The organism is Citrobacter sp. JGM124 (genome assembly GCF_018257795.1).
Lineage (GTDB): Bacteria > Pseudomonadota > Gammaproteobacteria > Enterobacterales > Enterobacteriaceae > JGM124.
Map to the genome: position 1 here is coordinate 45,017 of NZ_JAERJD010000011.1, position 14,679 is coordinate 59,695.

Below are 14,679 nucleotides of genomic sequence, written 5' to 3' on the forward strand. Positions count from 1 at the left end.
AGTTGCTACGGGTGTCACTCACAGCCTGCAGCCCATTACTCTGCTACCGCTCTGAAAGCTCACGATACTGTTCCATTCGTTGCTGATGTTTTTGTGCTAAAACGGCCTGCTGCTCTGGTGTGAGCAAGCGATACATCTGATTACGTACTTTCGCCATTTCCACTTGTCTGGCGACCTGCTCATGTAACATCTTTTCAGTCAGTATTTTTACGGCCGTTTCATCAAAATGTTCTGCGGTAACGAGACTGTGCATCGTCTCCATTTCGCTAATATTAACAGGTGGGCTATCATGCCTTGCCCGCTGCATAAGATCGCGCATTTGCTGGCGCTGTTGTTCAGTCAAATTAATGCCATCAAACATATGGTTCTGAACACTGCTACGCTTCATCATATCTGTATCTTGATTCAAGCCAACGCGCATCGGTAAATCAGCGGCTCGACTGGCGAAAGAGCTGAGTGCCAGTGTTGAGGCTATGACGGCGATGATAACCTTGCGCATCATTTGCTCCCAAAATATTGTGTGCTGCGATTCAACGAGAGCCAGTCTACGATTTCAGCTGCAAACTAGCGTCAGAGGGTGTAAAACAACGTAAAGTCATAGATTAGCAAGCTCTGATGACGTACTTTCTGCCTCGGAGGTAATTTAATAATGAATAAAATACTGCTAGTTGATGATGACCGTGAGCTCACTTCATTACTGAAGGAGCTGCTCGATATGGAAGGTTTTAACGTTATTGTGGCCCACGATGGTGAGCAAGCTTTAGCGCTGCTGGACGACAGTATCGACCTGTTATTACTTGATGTAATGATGCCAAAGAAAAACGGCATCGATACGCTAAAAGAGCTACGCCAGACTCACCAGACACCCGTCATCATGCTGACTGCCCGTGGCAGTGAACTTGACCGGGTTCTTGGGCTTGAGCTGGGTGCTGATGATTACTTACCTAAACCGTTTAATGACCGTGAACTGGTCGCCCGTATTCGTGCTATTTTGCGACGTTCTCACTGGAGTGAACAACAACAAAGCAGCGAAGGGAATTCCAGTAGCATTGAGGTTGATGGCCTGAGCGTGAATCCAGGGCGTCAGGAGGCGAGCTTTGATGGTCAGGCCCTGGACTTAACCGGGACTGAATTTACTTTACTCTATCTGCTGGCCCAGCATTTAGGCCAGGTTGTCTCACGTGAACATTTAAGTCAGGAAGTTCTCGGGAAAAGACTGACACCTTTTGATCGAGCGATTGATATGCACATCTCGAATCTACGTCGCAAACTGCCGGACCGTAAAGATGGGCATCCCTGGTTTAAAACGCTGCGTGGTCGCGGGTATCTGATGGTTTCAGCTTCATGATAGGTAGCCTTACCGCGCGAATTTTTGCCATCTTCTGGCTCACGCTGGCTTTGGTGCTGATGCTGGTCTTAATGCTGCCCAAGCTGGACTCACGTCAGATGACCGAACTGATGGAAAATGAACAACGTCAAGGCTACATGATTGAACAGCATGTTGAGGCCGAGTTGGCAGCTGATCCGCCAAACGACTTAATGTGGTGGCGTCGCCTGTTTCGCGCTATTGATAAATGGGCACCACCCGGACAACGCTTGCTGCTGGTCACCAGTGAAGGGCGTGTTATCGGTGCCCAGCATAACGAAATGCAGATAATCCGTAACTTTATCGGGCAATCTGATAGTACCGATCACCCACAAAAAAAGAAGTATGGTCGTGTTGAACTGGTCGGCCCTTTCTCAGTTGAAGATGGTGAAGATCACTACCAGCTCTATCTGATTCGTCCTGCCAGTAGTTCCCAGTCAGACTTTATTAATCTGTTGTTTGACCGCCCGTTGTTACTGTTAATTGTCACCATGCTAGTGAGTGCCCCCCTACTTTTATGGCTGGCATGGAGCCTCGCAAAACCGGCCCGCAAACTTAAAAATGCTGCCGACGACGTCGCTCAGGGGAATTTGCGACAACATCCAGAACTGGAAGCGGGGCCCCAGGAGTTTCAGGCCGCAGGTTCCAGCTTTAATCAGATGGTTAGCGCACTGGAAAGGATGATGACAGCACAACAACGTCTGCTATCAGATATATCCCATGAGCTGCGTACCCCATTAACCCGCCTGCAATTAGGCACAGCGTTGCTGCGTCGTCGGAACGGTGAAAGCAAGGAACTGGAACGTATTGAAACAGAAGCACAGCGGCTGGACGGAATGATTAATGACTTGCTCGTGATGTCTCGTAATCAACAACAGAATGCCCTGGTCAGTGAGACGTTCAAAGCTAACCAGATCTGGTCTGAAATGCTGGATAACGCCGCTTTTGAAGCCGAGCAAATGGGTAAATCACTGGAGGTCACTTACCCACCTGGCCCTTGGCTCATGCACGGTAACCCCAATGCGCTAGATAGCGCGCTGGAGAATATCGTGCGTAATGCGCTACGCTATTCACATAATAAAATAGCAGTTAATTTTTCAGTTGATAATCAAGGCATTACTGTAACTGTCGATGATGATGGCCCCGGCGTCAGTCCAGAAGACAGGGAGCAAATCTTCCGTCCCTTCTATCGTACCGATGAAGCTCGCGACCGTGAATCGGGCGGCACAGGATTAGGGCTGGCCATTGTTGAAACGGCAGTACAGCAGAATCGAGGCTGGGTAAAAGCTGAAGACAGCCCCCTTGGAGGACTTCGTTTAGTGCTCTGGCTACCGCTGTACCATCGCTAAAGACAGGGGAAGGTCATTATCAGACTGGCATTCACAAGCGTTTATCCTCCTGTCTGGCGGCGACAAAGCACATTTTGTCGCCGCCAAAAAATGGTCACGCCTCGCTTATCTACTTTCTGGTTGCGGTTTCCATTTCTGCCTGCCGTCCATTTTGCTATTCTGTCCCTCTTGCTGATGAGGGTTGTATGCTAAATATCGTTTTATTTGAACCAGAGATCCCACCAAATACCGGGAATATTATTCGCTTATGTGCAAATACCGGTTTCCGCCTGCATATTATCGAGCCGATGGGCTTTACCTGGGATGATAAACGGTTACGCCGCGCAGGGCTGGATTACCACGAGTTTACGGCGGTTCTTCGCCATGCTGATTATCAGGCATTCGTTGAAACTGAACAGCCTCAACGTCTGTTCGCCTTAACCACTAAGGGCACACCAGCACACAGTGCCGTGAGTTATCAGGATGGGGACTATTTGATGTTTGGCCCGGAGACGCGTGGCCTGCCCGCGAGCATATTAGATGCCCTGCCTCCGGAACAAAAAATACGTATTCCGATGATGCCTGACAGTCGCAGTATGAACCTCTCAAATGCGGTATCTGTGGTGGTTTACGAGGCCTGGCGCCAGTTAGGTTATCCTGGCGCACAGCTTAAACGCTAGATACCATCACCGTATTCAAAACCGCCATTAATGCCATTAAAGTGTTGATCCATATCCATTGATGGCTTGTCGCTGGTAGGCTTGCCCACTATTCTGGCAGGAACACCAGCGGCAGTGGTGTGAGGGGGGACAGGCTGTAACACTACCGAACCTGCGCCAATTTTGGCTCCGGTTCCGACTTCAATATTACCCAGAATTTTTGCTCCAGCACCAATCATGACCCCTTCACGAATTTTAGGGTGGCGATCGCCACTGGTTTTTCCTGTTCCCCCCAGTGTCACGCCTTGTAAAATCGATACATCATTCTCAATGACCGCAGTTTCCCCCACCACAATAGCAGTAGCATGGTCCAGCATAATGCCGCAGCCAATTTTCGCCGCCGGGTGAATATCAACCTGAAATGAAACAGAGACCTGATTCTGTAAAAAAATTGCCAGTGCCTGGCGCCCTTCATTCCAGAGCCAGTGACCAATTCGGTAGGCCTGAAGTGCATGGAAACCTTTCAGGTAGAGTAATGGCGTAGAGTATTTGTCCACTGCCGGATCACGGGTGCGCACTGCGCCGATATCAAACGCAGCTGACTCGATCATTTTAGGGTCAGCTTTATACGCTTCTTCGACAATTTCGCGAATCGCAATAGCAGGCATAATCGGAGAGGCGAGTTTATTGGCCAGCATATAGCTCAATGCGCTACCAAGATTGTCATGCTTAAGCAATGTCGAGTGATAAAAACTGGCCAACATCGGTTCACAATCTGCTAGCGCTCGCGCTTCAGCTTTAATATTGTTCCACACCCAATCCAGCTCTTCAGACGGCATTGCTCTCTCCAGATAAAAATAACGCCCGACAACCAGTGTCAGGGCGCTTTGATTACAGCATAACGATATGATTCATCACTGATGACTTCTTTCGTCTTTACGCGTACGACCCAGCAAAGTTAATGCTGCCTCGCGCGCATTTTTTCCGCAATACAGTACCTGATAAATTTCTTCGGTAATGGGCATTTCAACACCGACTCGTGAAGCGAGCTCGCGAACTTCTTTAGTATTGCGATACCCTTCCACGACCTGACCTATCTGTTGTTGTGCAGTATCAACATCAAGGCCTTTCCCCAGCGCCATACCAAAACGACGGTTACGGGACTGGTTGTCAGTACAGGTCAGTACTAAATCCCCCAGACCAGCCATTCCCATAAAGGTTTCCGGCGAAGCGCCTAGCGCAGTCCCCAGACGGCTCATTTCAGCCAAACCACGAGTAATAAGCGCAGTGCGGGCATTAGCACCAAAACCAATACCATCCGACATACCGGCGCCAATAGCGATAACATTTTTTACTGCACCGCCAAGCTGAACACCAATAAAATCTGGGTTACTGTAAACGCGAAAGCTTTTACCACAATGAAGTAAACGCTGTAGATCATCAGTGAACTGACTATCTGTTGCTGCCAACGAGATAGCAGTTGGTAAACCCGCAGCCAGTTCTTTAGCAAAACTGGGGCCTGAAATCACTGCGAGCGGGATATCATCACCCAATACTTCACGAGCCACATCCTGCAGTAATCGCCCCGTTTCAGCCTCAAGCCCTTTCGTTGCCCAGACGATACGTGCATCCGAACGCATCAGGGGCTTAATTTGGTGTAGTACATTACCAAATACATGACTGGGCACGACTACCAGAATATTACGACTCGCGGCTAAAGCCGTCGCCAGATCGCTCTCCAGATGCAGCGTCTCAGGAAAAGGAACATCCGGGAGAAAAGCAACATTACAGCGAACCGCCTGAAGCGTTGCGATGTGCTCAGGGTCATGCCCCCATAGCACAACTTGGTGACCATTTCTGGCAAGCGTAATAGCTAAAGCGGTGCCGTAAGAACCGGCACCGATCACTGTCATTGACGCATCAAGACTGTTCATCAGGCATCCTGATGATTCGCTGCACCTTCGCCCGTTTGCTGCTGTAAATAGCTCATAAACAGTGCATCAAAATTAACTGGGGCAAGGTTTAGCTGCGGGAAAGTACCGCGAGAAACAAGACTGGTGATGCATTCCCGTGCATATGGGAACAGAATGTTCGGGCAATATGCACCCAGGCAATGTGCCAGTTGATTGCCTTCAATACCACCGATAGAGAAAATACCTGCTTGCTGAACTTCGCAAAGGAAAGCCGTGTCTTCGCCCAGCGTCGCTGTCACTGTGACACGCAGAACAACTTCATAAACATCATCAGCCAGCTGGCTGGATGCGGTGTCCAGGTCCAGTTTCACTTCTGGCTGCCAATCTTTTTGGAATACGTGCGGAGCAGAAGGCGCTTCAAAAGAAACATCTTTGGTATAAACACGCTGAATCTGGAAAGCCATTTCGGTACTGTTTTGTTCTGACATTGTTAATCCTTTCACTTTGAATGTGCATAAATCTGCGATACGAAACGTAGATATCCTGAATAACTCAAGTGGCCCTCAACATTGCACCTGCATGACAGAGACACAAGGACTCACCCTGTGATTTTACACGCTATGTTGCAACCCCAGGGAGCGACTTAAAATATGAAGAACATACTTGCCTTAGCTGATCAGTGGATCAAGTCCACCACGAGCATCTAATGCATACAAGTCATCGCAGCCACCAATGTGCTGTGTATCAATAAAAATCTGTGGCACCGTCGTTCTGCCACTGCGGTTGATCATCTCTTCCCGCTTTACTGCATTACCATCAATGGGTAATTCCTGAAAAACGACACCTTTACTGTTGAGCAGTGCTTTTGCACGGTGGCAAAATGGGCATGTCGCTTTGGTATAGATTTCAATATTCGCCATGATTTACCTGAGTATCTTGCAGATTACTTGCCCTGCACTAACGGCAGATTCTCACCCGACCAGCCAGCGACCCCTTCTTTCAACAAAGAGACTTTCACAAAACCAGCCTTATTCAGTAAGGTGGCAGGTTCCTGAGAAGAGATACCATTGCTACAAACCACAATGATGGATTTCTCTTTATATTTGTCCAGCTCACCCAAATTACCTTTTTTAATATCACCAGCGGGAACGTTGATTGCGTTGGCAATGTGCCCTTTACGGAAATCATCCCGTGAACGCACATCAACGACGACAGCATCGTCCTGGTTAATTAAACGGGTCGTTTCGCCACGAGTAATCACTTTGACTTTAGAGGCTAAACCCTTAAAGGTGGTGAACAGTACGGCGGCCAGTAAGCCAATCCACGCCAGGCTCAATATGGGATGGCGGCCAACGAATTGCATGATGTCTTGCATGGGGGGTAGTCACTCCCGACTAAGGATTAAATAAGAAAACCAAATAAGGAGTATACATTCGCGTTGCGTCAATTACAGCCAGTCTGAATGATGTTATGCATATTCTGCGCTTTGTGACTGAAAAAAATTTGTTTCTGAATAAAACCCGCAGTAATTCAAGCCATTTTTGAAAAGCTATCGCGATTTATTGGAAAGATAATGCCCGTTGACAGATACTTGTCTCGTATCATGTTATCTGCTGCCATTACGTGGATACAAAAAACTGACTGTGCTTCGGAACAATACCCCAGGCATTTTGTCTCACAGTCGAACAAGTGGGGCATCCGTTAATCAGCATAACCCTCCATGTTGCCAGCTAAAAAAGATACCAATAATCGAGACAAGGGCAAGATTAAGAGATGACTGGTAAGCCGCTGTTCATCGTGAAATAATCCCAAATCATGAGGGAAACAACGATTTTATTGAAATCCTGGGCTATCAAACCCGTCATCCGTGCCAGCCTGCTCAGTGCTGGTGTTTTGTTGTGTGTCCTTCCAGCCCATGCAAATAATACGGATCAGTTAAAATCCCTCCAGCAGGATATCGCCTCCCAGGAGCGTCAAGTTCGCCAGCAGCAGCAACAACGTTCCGTGTTACTGAACCAACTAAAGGCCCAGGAACAAGAGATTGCCGCCGCCAGCAGTAAGCTGCGTGAAACTCGCAATACACTCTCAGTATTAAATCGACAAATAAGTGAAATGAATGCGTCCCTGGCACGACTGCAAAAACAACAGGCAACGCAGGAACGTAATCTGGCGGCCCAGCTGGACGCCGCTTTTCGCCAGGGTGAACACAGTGGCCTGCAATTTATTTTAAGTGGTGAAGAAGGCCAGCGCGGACAGCGTTTACAGGCTTACTTTGGTTATCTGAATACCGCACGCCAGCAAACTATTGCTGACCTGAAACAAACCAAGGAAGAAGTCGCCACCCAGAAAGCGGGGGTTGAAGAAAAACAAAGTGAGCAGCAGACCTTACTTTATGAACAACAAGCCCAGCAAACCAAACTGGAAAGTGCACGTAATGAACGACAGAAGACACTTACCAGCCTGGAATCATCCCTGCAGCAAGGGCAGCAAAAATTAACAGAGATGCGTCAGAATGAGACGCGGCTGCAAAACCAGATAGCTCGTGCAGCCGCTGCGGCCAAGGCCCGGGCTGAACAAGAAGCACGTGAAGCGCAAAAAGTACGTGAGCGCCAGCAGGAAGCCACCAGCAAAGGCTCAACCTATAAACCAACAGACAGTGAACGCTCACTGATCTCCCGGACTGGTGGTCTGGGGGCTCCCCGGGGAGATGCATACTGGCCTGTACGTGGTTCATTACTACATCGCTATGGCGAACAGCTGCAAGGTGAGCTACGTTGGAAAGGGATTGTTATTTCCGCGGCGGAAGGGTCTGAAGTTAAAGCCATTGCCGATGGCCGTGTGATCCTGGCAGACTGGCTACAGGGTTATGGGTTAGTCGTCGTCGTGGAACATGGTAAAGGTGATATGAGCCTCTATGGCTACAACCAGAGTGCTCTGGTCAAAGTAGGTAGTCAAGTACGTGCCGGTCAGCCAATTGCTCTGGTCGGTAGCAGTGGTGGTCAGGGCCGCCCATCACTCTATTTTGAAATCCGTCGCCAAGGCCAGGCCGTGAACCCACAACCGTGGTTGGGGAAATAAGTTTTGCCATTGCTTCGTACATTTTGCTTCACCATTGCCTGTGGATTAATGCCAGTCGGTGCTGCTTTCGCCGGAAAGCTTGCCATTGTCATTGATGACTTCGGTTATCGTCCACAACAGGAAAACCAAGTTCTGGCTTTGCCCGCCAATGTTTCTGTTGCGGTGCTGCCCAATGCCCCCCACGCCAGAGAGATGGCAATCAAAGCACATAATCAAGGGCATGAGGTTTTAATTCATCTCCCTATGGCCCCGCTCAGTAAACAACCCCTGGAAAAAGATACTCTACGACCAGAGATGAGCAGCAGTGAAATAGCACGTATCATTCGTGAGGCGGTCGATAAAGTTCCCCATGCTGTGGGTCTGAATAACCATATGGGAAGCGCCATGACGTCAAGTCTGCCGGGTATGCAGAAAGTCATGCAGGCACTGGAGCAATATAACCTCTATTTCCTTGATAGCATGACCATCGGCAACAGTCAGGCCATGCGTGCCGCAAACGGTACCGGTGTTAAGGTCATCAAACGCAAAGTGTTTCTCGATGACAGTCAGAAAGAAGCGGATATTCGCATGCAATTTAATCGGGCGATCCAGGTCGCCCGGCGTGATGGTTCTGCCATCGCCATTGGTCACCCTCATCCGTCAACGGTACGGGTACTACAACAAATGGTCTATAATCTGCCATCCGATATCACTCTGGTTCGCCCGGGGAGTTTGTTGAACGAAAGCTACACTGACCATTCCGTTCCTTCCACGACCATAACGCCACAATCTCCCCCCACCAAAGCATCGCCGCATAATCCATTCCGTGGTGTAGCGCTTTGTAAGCCTAAAAAGCCAATCGCACCGGTATATGCAGTCACTTATTTCAACATTGTGACTGACAGCCTCAGTGCGACGAAAAATCAGGCACTAAAGGCATTGCAGCGAATCTGGACTGGATCATCGACGCAACCTCAGGCGACAGAACCAAAGTAATAGTGTGTACTTTTGGCTATGAATGCTGATGGCAGAAAGACAGACTCAAAATAGAGTCTGTCTTTCTGAAGATGGCTTGCCATGAGATTCAATCTCATTATCGTTAATTAGATAACATGGTGTATTAAAGACTACCCTTAACTGGGCCCGGTCAGCTATTTCTAATAATCCCTCGTCATTATGCGGGAAGAAATTGTAATGTTATAATTGGGCTAATTTCGCCTGAGACATACGGTCTTGTGGCGCTCATTTTCTAAAGGTTAAACATATGATTATTGTGACTGGCGGCGCTGGCATGATCGGCAGCAACATTATTAAGTCTCTTAACGAAAAAGGTTACAGAGATATTTTAGTCGTTGATAACCTGAAAGACGGCACCAAATTCGCCAACCTTGCTGACCTCGATATTGCTGACTACATGGATAAGGAAGACTTCCTTATTCAGCTGTTAGCCGACGAATCATTCGGTGATGTAGAAGCGGTATTCCATGAGGGTGCCTGCTCTTCAACAACAGAGTGGGATGGTAAGTACATGATGGATAATAACTATCAGTACTCCAAAGAACTGCTCCATTACTGTCTGGATCGTGAAATTCCCTTTCTTTATGCTTCTTCTGCGGCAACCTACGGTGGTCGTAACCAGGACTTTATTGAATCACGGCAGTATGAGCAGCCACTCAATGTCTATGGTTACTCAAAGTTCCTGTTTGACGAATATGTCCGCCAAATTTTGCCAGAAGCGAACTCGCAGGTAACAGGTTTTCGCTATTTCAACGTCTATGGGCCACGTGAAGGGCACAAGGGCAGTATGGCAAGTGTCGCTTTCCATCTGAACAACCAATTAAATGCCGGCGAAAATCCAAAGCTGTTTGAAGGTAGCGATGGCTTTAAACGTGATTTTGTCTATGTCGGTGATGTCGCGGCAGTCAATCTGTGGTTTTTAGAAAATGGAGTTTCAGGTATTTATAACTGCGGAACCGGACGCGCAGAATCGTTCCAGGAAGTGGCTGATGCCGCACTAGCCTTCCATAAAAAAGGCAGTATTGAATACATTCCTTTCCCGGATAAGCTAAAGGGGCGCTATCAGGCATTTACCCAGGCGGATCTGACTAATTTACGCGCTGCAGGGTACGATAAACCCTTTAAAACGGTCGCAGAAGGCGTTGCGGAATATATGGAATGGTTAAATCGTGGCGTATAAGCAGGTTAACTGAAGCATGAAAATTCTGGTGATTGGCCCGTCATGGGTAGGTGACATGATGATGTCACAAAGTCTTTACCGCACACTCAAGGCGCGTTATCCCCAGGCGATAATCGATGTAATGGCACCAGCATGGTGCCGTCCTTTGTTAGCGCGCATGCCTGAAGTTAATGAAGCAATTGCCATGCCATTAGGGCATGGCACCCTTGGGCTGACCGAACGCAGGCGCCTGGGGCATAGCTTACGCAGTAACGGTTATGACAAAGCGTACGTCTTACCTAATTCGTTTAAATCAGCCTTAGTACCCTTTTTTGCCGGGATCACACAGCGTGTAGGCTGGCGGGGTGAAATGCGGTATGGATTGCTAAATGATTTACGCATTTTGCATAAACCTGCATTTCCATTGATGGTGCAACGTTATGTGGCACTGGCGTACGATAAATCAACCATCACATCTGCCAAAGATATCCCCCAGCCACTGCTATGGCCAATGCTCAACGTCACTGATGATGAACAGAAACGCACCTGTGCCGCGTTCTCAATTGACAGAGCAAGGCCTGTTATCGGTTTCTGCCCCGGCGCTGAGTTTGGCCCGGCCAAACGCTGGCCACATTATCACTACGGTACGCTTGCCGGGAAACTTATCGATGCGGGCTATCAAATTATTCTATTCGGTTCAGCGAAAGATAAAGAGGCCGGCAGCGAAATTATTGCGGCACTGACACCATCACAACAAGAATGGTGCCGTAATCTGGCTGGCGACACACAACTTGAAGAAGCGGTGATTCTGCTATCGGCATGCCAGGGTGTCGTGACGAATGACTCCGGTTTAATGCATGTTGCCGCCGCGCTGAACCGCCCCCTGGTGGCCCTTTATGGACCAAGCAGTCCTGACTTTACGCCGCCCCTTTCACATCAGGCCAAAGTGATTCGACTAATAGAAGGCTATCATAAGGTTCGTAAGGGCGACGCTGCCGAAGGCTATCACCAAAGCCTGATTGATATTACCCCGGACAGCGTACTGGCTGCGTTAACGGATTTGCTGGCTGCCAGTAAGGATAACTAATGCGGGTACTTATTGTTAAAACGTCCTCAATGGGGGATATTCTGCATTCTCTCCCGGCACTCACCGATGCCATGACAGCATTGCCAGGCATCCGTTTTGACTGGGTCGTTGAAGAAGGCTTTGCGCAAATTCCAGGCTGGCACCCGGCGGTGGATAAAGTCATACCTATTGCTATCCGCCGCTGGCGAAAGCATTGGTTTTCTGGCGAAAATCGAGCCGACAGAGCAAAATTCTATCAAGAGTTACATAGCCGACACTATGACTGCGTCATCGATGCACAGGGCCTTATTAAAAGTGCACTGCTGGTGACCCGTAAAGCTTATGGTGTCAAGCACGGCATGGACTGGCGTAGTGCCCGGGAACCCTTGGCTTGCCTGTTTTATAACTATCGCCACCATGCTAGCTGGCAGCTCCATGCCGTAGAACGTATTCGCGAGCTGTTTGCTCAAAGTCTGGGTTATAACAAGCCTGAACAGCAAGGTGATTATGCGATTGCCCGTCATTTTCCGACTCTTCTGAATGATAATAGTGCGGGCTATGCAGTATTTTTACACGCGACAACACGAGATGATAAACACTGGCCTGAAACTCAGTGGCGAAAACTGCTCAGTTTAATGGCAAATAGTGGATTACGCGTTAAGCTTCCATGGGGTGCAGCCCATGAAGAAGCCCGGGCGAAAAGACTGGCTGAAGGCTACGACTTTGTTGAGGTATTACCTCGCCTGAGTCTTGAAGATGTTGCCAAAGTTATCGCCGGTGCGCAGTTTGTTGTATCCGTTGATACTGGACTAAGCCATCTTACGGCAGCACTCGGACGCCCTAATATCACGCTCTATGGACCAACAGACCCGGGGTTAATTGGGGGTTATGGAAAAAATCAGTTTGCTTTACGTCGGGGAACCACCATGGCGGAAATTTCGCCCGAAGACGTAATAGCAGCATTAAAGGATGAATTGAACATATGAATAGTATATTCAAACAGCTCTATCGCTACTCTCATCCGCGATCCTACAGGCATAATGAAAACCTATGGCCTTATGTAAAAATAAACCGGGCCAGCACGGGCGATATCTCTGCACTGAAAATTAATGGCCAACCCATCCCCGTCGTTGATCTCAGCTCCCTGAAAAATAAGTTCCAGGGAGACCTGTTGTTTATCGCCTCTGGCCCATCCGTTAATGAAACTGATTTTTCACAATTATCGGCAATACCTGCCATGGGAGTTAATGGTTCAATATCTATACGGGAAAATATCAATTTTTTATTTTATGTTATTATTGATATGACTTTTATTGATCAACGTCCGTTGATTATTCAAGAGATTATTTCCCGGGAAGATTTTTATTTCTTTACCACTATGCATGGCATTTTAAAAATAACAAATGAATTTGGCCATCATAAAATAAAATGCAAAATATGTCTGATTGAGGATGCGTGCTATAAAATATATCAATCTTGTCTGTCTGATAAAAATACGAAAGAACAGTATCAGCAGTCCCCTACTATTATCTTTGATAAAAACAATGAGCATATTGCTTTTAACAAAGATATCAGAACAGGGATTTTTGATTCTGGGACTGTTGCCTATTGGGCATTACAGATTATTTTCTTTTTAGGCTTCGAAAGGATTATCATGGCCGGACTTGATATGAATAACTTCAATAAACCTCGATTTTATGAAAGCACTACCGAGATATCACCATCATTTCTTGAGAGTAAGTTACATACATCAATTATTCCATCCTTCCGTCTTGCCAGCTGTATTTTTAAAGAAAATGATATATCCGTAATTAATTTATCAAAAAATAGCGCCATAGACTCCTCCATTTTTCACAAGGGTAACGTTAGTGACATTTAATAAAAGAAACGCCTTATCATCTTTAATGTTATTGATGTTTTCACTGTTCATCTTTTTTTTGCCAATCTTTGGTGGTTTGACAAGAGTTAATAATTTATTTCACCTGTCATTATTATTATTTATTGGCATGGTCGTCGTCTGTCGACGTGAAATTTATACTACCGTTATTAAAGGCAATCATTACCAGCAGGATAGAAATGGTATTATTTTCATCGCGGCTTTTCTTTTCTATTATTCAATAAGTGGCTTGTGGAGTGAACCTGCTTTAAAAATATCATCAGAGCTAACACACAGTATTTATATCCTCTGCTTCCTCGTCATTTTTAAAGTCTCGGCATTACGTTTAAACCGGATACGTGTTTACAGTATTATCGTAACAGCCATTGTCTTGTTATGTATCCTTACGCTTATTTTTGCTGATAAAAGCCACATTTTTGTATCACGCCTTAATTATAGCTTTCCATGGGCACCAAATAATGTCATTGATCTAGGTGGGTATTTTTCTGTCGGTATCTTTCTGTTATTTATGATAATCCGCGATACAGGTAAAAAATGGCTCTATCTGCCTGCGCTACTATTATTTTCTGGTCTCCTCCTGACACAAAGCCGCAACCCCATATTTTCATTGATTATCGCCAGTCTGCCATTACTGTTACTTATCAAGAAAAATAATTTTCAGCATGTTGTTGCAATCATGGCCATATTGGTTCTGGTTGGCATCATCATTTTTTTCACCAAGTATGATCATAACTTACTCGTACGGATTGGAAAAAGTTACAACGAAAGCTTTATCCGCTTTGGAATTTGGCAAAATGCCTTTGATTTATTTTTACAAAAACCAATTTTAGGGTGGGGTTTTGGCAAAGAATTAAACTTCATAAACAGTGTAAATCAACATATTCATACGACTCATAGTCTCTATTTAGCCGTATTATTAAAAGGGGGGGTTATCGGTATGATCACCTTTTTATTGATGATCGGTTACGGCATGAAAATAGCCTTTCATGCTTTCTGCAAAGGCTACGGAATTGAGAGCTGTTTGTTTATATTTTCACTGCTGTTTTATGCAACTCAGGGAATGTTTGTCATTGAAAATCCGAATACATCATGGATTTTGTTCTGGTTACCAATGGCTGTACTCTACAGTACAACAGGGAAACTCAGTAAGTTAGAGTGACTGTAAATTCATTGGCCAAGAGTAAAACGGGGAGAGGGTTGCATTAACCCTCCCCCCG

General features: G+C 46.8%; 16 protein-coding genes. 10 read left to right on the plus strand and 6 right to left on the minus strand.

What is annotated here, in order from left to right; genetic code table 11:
* Window positions 1–43 precede the first annotated feature (43 nt).
* A complete protein-coding gene (cpxP, locus tag JK154_RS15300) occupies window positions 44–499 on the minus strand; it encodes a cell-envelope stress modulator CpxP (RefSeq protein ID WP_211993493.1) in 456 nt (151 codons plus the stop codon).
* A 150-nt stretch (window positions 500–649) separates the two neighbouring features.
* On the opposite strand from cpxP, the gene cpxR reads away from it, so the two are divergent.
* The 3 genes from cpxR to trmL all read left to right on the plus strand — a co-directional run bounded on the left by cpxR (window position 650) and on the right by trmL (window position 3,374).
* Complete coding sequence (gene cpxR / locus JK154_RS15305) at window positions 650–1,348, plus strand: envelope stress response regulator transcription factor CpxR (RefSeq protein ID WP_211993429.1); 699 nt, start codon at window positions 650–652, stop codon at window positions 1,346–1,348.
* Window positions 1,345–2,715: an envelope stress sensor histidine kinase CpxA gene (cpxA, locus tag JK154_RS15310; protein ID WP_211993430.1), complete on the plus strand. Its 1,371-nt coding sequence runs from the start codon at window positions 1,345–1,347 to the stop codon at window positions 2,713–2,715. The genes cpxR and cpxA overlap by 4 nt, the downstream gene beginning before the upstream one ends.
* 185 nt (window positions 2,716–2,900) lie before the next feature.
* Window positions 2,901–3,374 carry a tRNA (uridine(34)/cytosine(34)/5-carboxymethylaminomethyluridine(34)-2'-O)-methyltransferase TrmL gene (trmL, locus tag JK154_RS15315; protein WP_211993431.1) on the plus strand — a complete coding sequence of 158 codons (474 nt, stop codon included), beginning with the start codon at window positions 2,901–2,903 and terminating at the stop codon, window positions 3,372–3,374.
* Here trmL and cysE read toward each other — a convergent pair.
* From cysE to JK154_RS15340, 5 genes are all read right to left on the minus strand, one after another.
* Window positions 3,371–4,192 carry a serine O-acetyltransferase gene (gene cysE, locus JK154_RS15320; protein WP_211993432.1) on the minus strand — a complete coding sequence of 274 codons (822 nt, stop codon included), beginning with the start codon at window positions 4,190–4,192 and terminating at the stop codon, window positions 3,371–3,373. The two genes, trmL and cysE, sit on opposite strands and share 4 nt — an antisense overlap.
* A gap of 75 nt (window positions 4,193–4,267) precedes the next feature.
* Window positions 4,268–5,287: an NAD(P)H-dependent glycerol-3-phosphate dehydrogenase gene (gene gpsA, locus JK154_RS15325; protein WP_211993433.1), complete on the minus strand. Its 1,020-nt coding sequence runs from the start codon at window positions 5,285–5,287 to the stop codon at window positions 4,268–4,270.
* Window positions 5,287–5,754: a protein-export chaperone SecB gene (gene secB, locus JK154_RS15330; RefSeq protein ID WP_211993434.1), complete on the minus strand. Its 468-nt coding sequence runs from the start codon at window positions 5,752–5,754 to the stop codon at window positions 5,287–5,289. The genes gpsA and secB overlap by 1 nt, the downstream gene beginning before the upstream one ends.
* Before the next feature lie 180 nt (window positions 5,755–5,934).
* Window positions 5,935–6,186 (minus strand): glutaredoxin 3, encoded by a 252-nt coding sequence (gene grxC, locus JK154_RS15335; protein WP_211993435.1) that lies wholly within the window; start codon window positions 6,184–6,186, stop codon window positions 5,935–5,937.
* Between the two features lie 23 nt (window positions 6,187–6,209).
* Window positions 6,210–6,641, minus strand: a complete 432-nt coding sequence (locus JK154_RS15340; protein ID WP_211993436.1) for a rhodanese-like domain-containing protein — start codon at window positions 6,639–6,641, stop codon at window positions 6,210–6,212.
* A gap of 461 nt (window positions 6,642–7,102) precedes the next feature.
* Here JK154_RS15340 and envC point away from each other — a divergent pair, with 461 nt between their 5' ends.
* The 7 genes from envC (at window position 7,103) to JK154_RS17850 (ending at window position 14,621) form a co-directional block, all read left to right on the plus strand.
* Window positions 7,103–8,344: a murein hydrolase activator EnvC gene (envC, locus tag JK154_RS15345; protein ID WP_249215956.1), complete on the plus strand. Its 1,242-nt coding sequence runs from the start codon at window positions 7,103–7,105 to the stop codon at window positions 8,342–8,344.
* A gap of 48 nt (window positions 8,345–8,392) precedes the next feature.
* Window positions 8,393–9,319, plus strand: coding sequence for a divergent polysaccharide deacetylase family protein (locus JK154_RS15350; RefSeq protein ID WP_211993494.1), 927 nt, complete (start codon window positions 8,393–8,395; stop codon window positions 9,317–9,319).
* Between the two features lie 268 nt (window positions 9,320–9,587).
* The gene (gene rfaD, locus JK154_RS15355; protein WP_211993438.1) at window positions 9,588–10,520 is read left to right on the plus strand and encodes an ADP-glyceromanno-heptose 6-epimerase; all 933 of its coding nucleotides are present in this window, start codon (window positions 9,588–9,590) and stop codon (window positions 10,518–10,520) included.
* Between the two features lie 16 nt (window positions 10,521–10,536).
* Window positions 10,537–11,586 (plus strand): ADP-heptose--LPS heptosyltransferase RfaF, encoded by a 1,050-nt coding sequence (gene rfaF / locus JK154_RS15360; RefSeq protein WP_211993439.1) that lies wholly within the window; start codon window positions 10,537–10,539, stop codon window positions 11,584–11,586.
* A complete protein-coding gene (rfaC, locus tag JK154_RS15365; RefSeq protein ID WP_211993440.1) occupies window positions 11,586–12,551 on the plus strand; it encodes a lipopolysaccharide heptosyltransferase RfaC in 966 nt (321 codons plus the stop codon). Before rfaF ends, rfaC begins: the two co-directional genes overlap by 1 nt.
* Complete coding sequence (locus tag JK154_RS15370) at window positions 12,548–13,444, plus strand: sugar glycosyltransferase (protein ID WP_211993441.1); 897 nt, start codon at window positions 12,548–12,550, stop codon at window positions 13,442–13,444. Before rfaC ends, JK154_RS15370 begins: the two co-directional genes overlap by 4 nt.
* Window positions 13,434–14,621 (plus strand): O-antigen ligase family protein, encoded by a 1,188-nt coding sequence (locus tag JK154_RS17850; protein ID WP_211993442.1) that lies wholly within the window; start codon window positions 13,434–13,436, stop codon window positions 14,619–14,621. Before JK154_RS15370 ends, JK154_RS17850 begins: the two co-directional genes overlap by 11 nt.
* Window positions 14,622–14,679 lie beyond the last annotated feature (58 nt).

Coding starts and splice junctions, on each gene's coding strand:
- cpxR (WP_211993429.1), top strand. CDS start 650: ATGAATAAAATACTGCTAGTTGATGATGACCGTGAGCTCACTTCATTA.
- grxC (WP_211993435.1), bottom strand. CDS start 6,186: ATGGCGAATATTGAAATCTATACCAAAGCGACATGCCCATTTTGCCAC.
- cysE (WP_211993432.1), bottom strand. CDS start 4,192: ATGCCGTCTGAAGAGCTGGATTGGGTGTGGAACAATATTAAAGCTGAA.
- JK154_RS15340 (WP_211993436.1), bottom strand. CDS start 6,641: ATGCAAGACATCATGCAATTCGTTGGCCGCCATCCCATATTGAGCCTG.
- cpxA (WP_211993430.1), top strand. CDS start 1,345: ATGATAGGTAGCCTTACCGCGCGAATTTTTGCCATCTTCTGGCTCACG.
- rfaC (WP_211993440.1), top strand. CDS start 11,586: ATGCGGGTACTTATTGTTAAAACGTCCTCAATGGGGGATATTCTGCAT.
- trmL (WP_211993431.1), top strand. CDS start 2,901: ATGCTAAATATCGTTTTATTTGAACCAGAGATCCCACCAAATACCGGG.
- JK154_RS15370 (WP_211993441.1), top strand. CDS start 12,548: ATGAATAGTATATTCAAACAGCTCTATCGCTACTCTCATCCGCGATCC.
- cpxP (WP_211993493.1), bottom strand. CDS start 499: ATGCGCAAGGTTATCATCGCCGTCATAGCCTCAACACTGGCACTCAGC.
- JK154_RS15350 (WP_211993494.1), top strand. CDS start 8,393: ATGCCAGTCGGTGCTGCTTTCGCCGGAAAGCTTGCCATTGTCATTGAT.
- rfaF (WP_211993439.1), top strand. CDS start 10,537: ATGAAAATTCTGGTGATTGGCCCGTCATGGGTAGGTGACATGATGATG.
- rfaD (WP_211993438.1), top strand. CDS start 9,588: ATGATTATTGTGACTGGCGGCGCTGGCATGATCGGCAGCAACATTATT.
- secB (WP_211993434.1), bottom strand. CDS start 5,754: ATGTCAGAACAAAACAGTACCGAAATGGCTTTCCAGATTCAGCGTGTT.
- gpsA (WP_211993433.1), bottom strand. CDS start 5,287: ATGAACAGTCTTGATGCGTCAATGACAGTGATCGGTGCCGGTTCTTAC.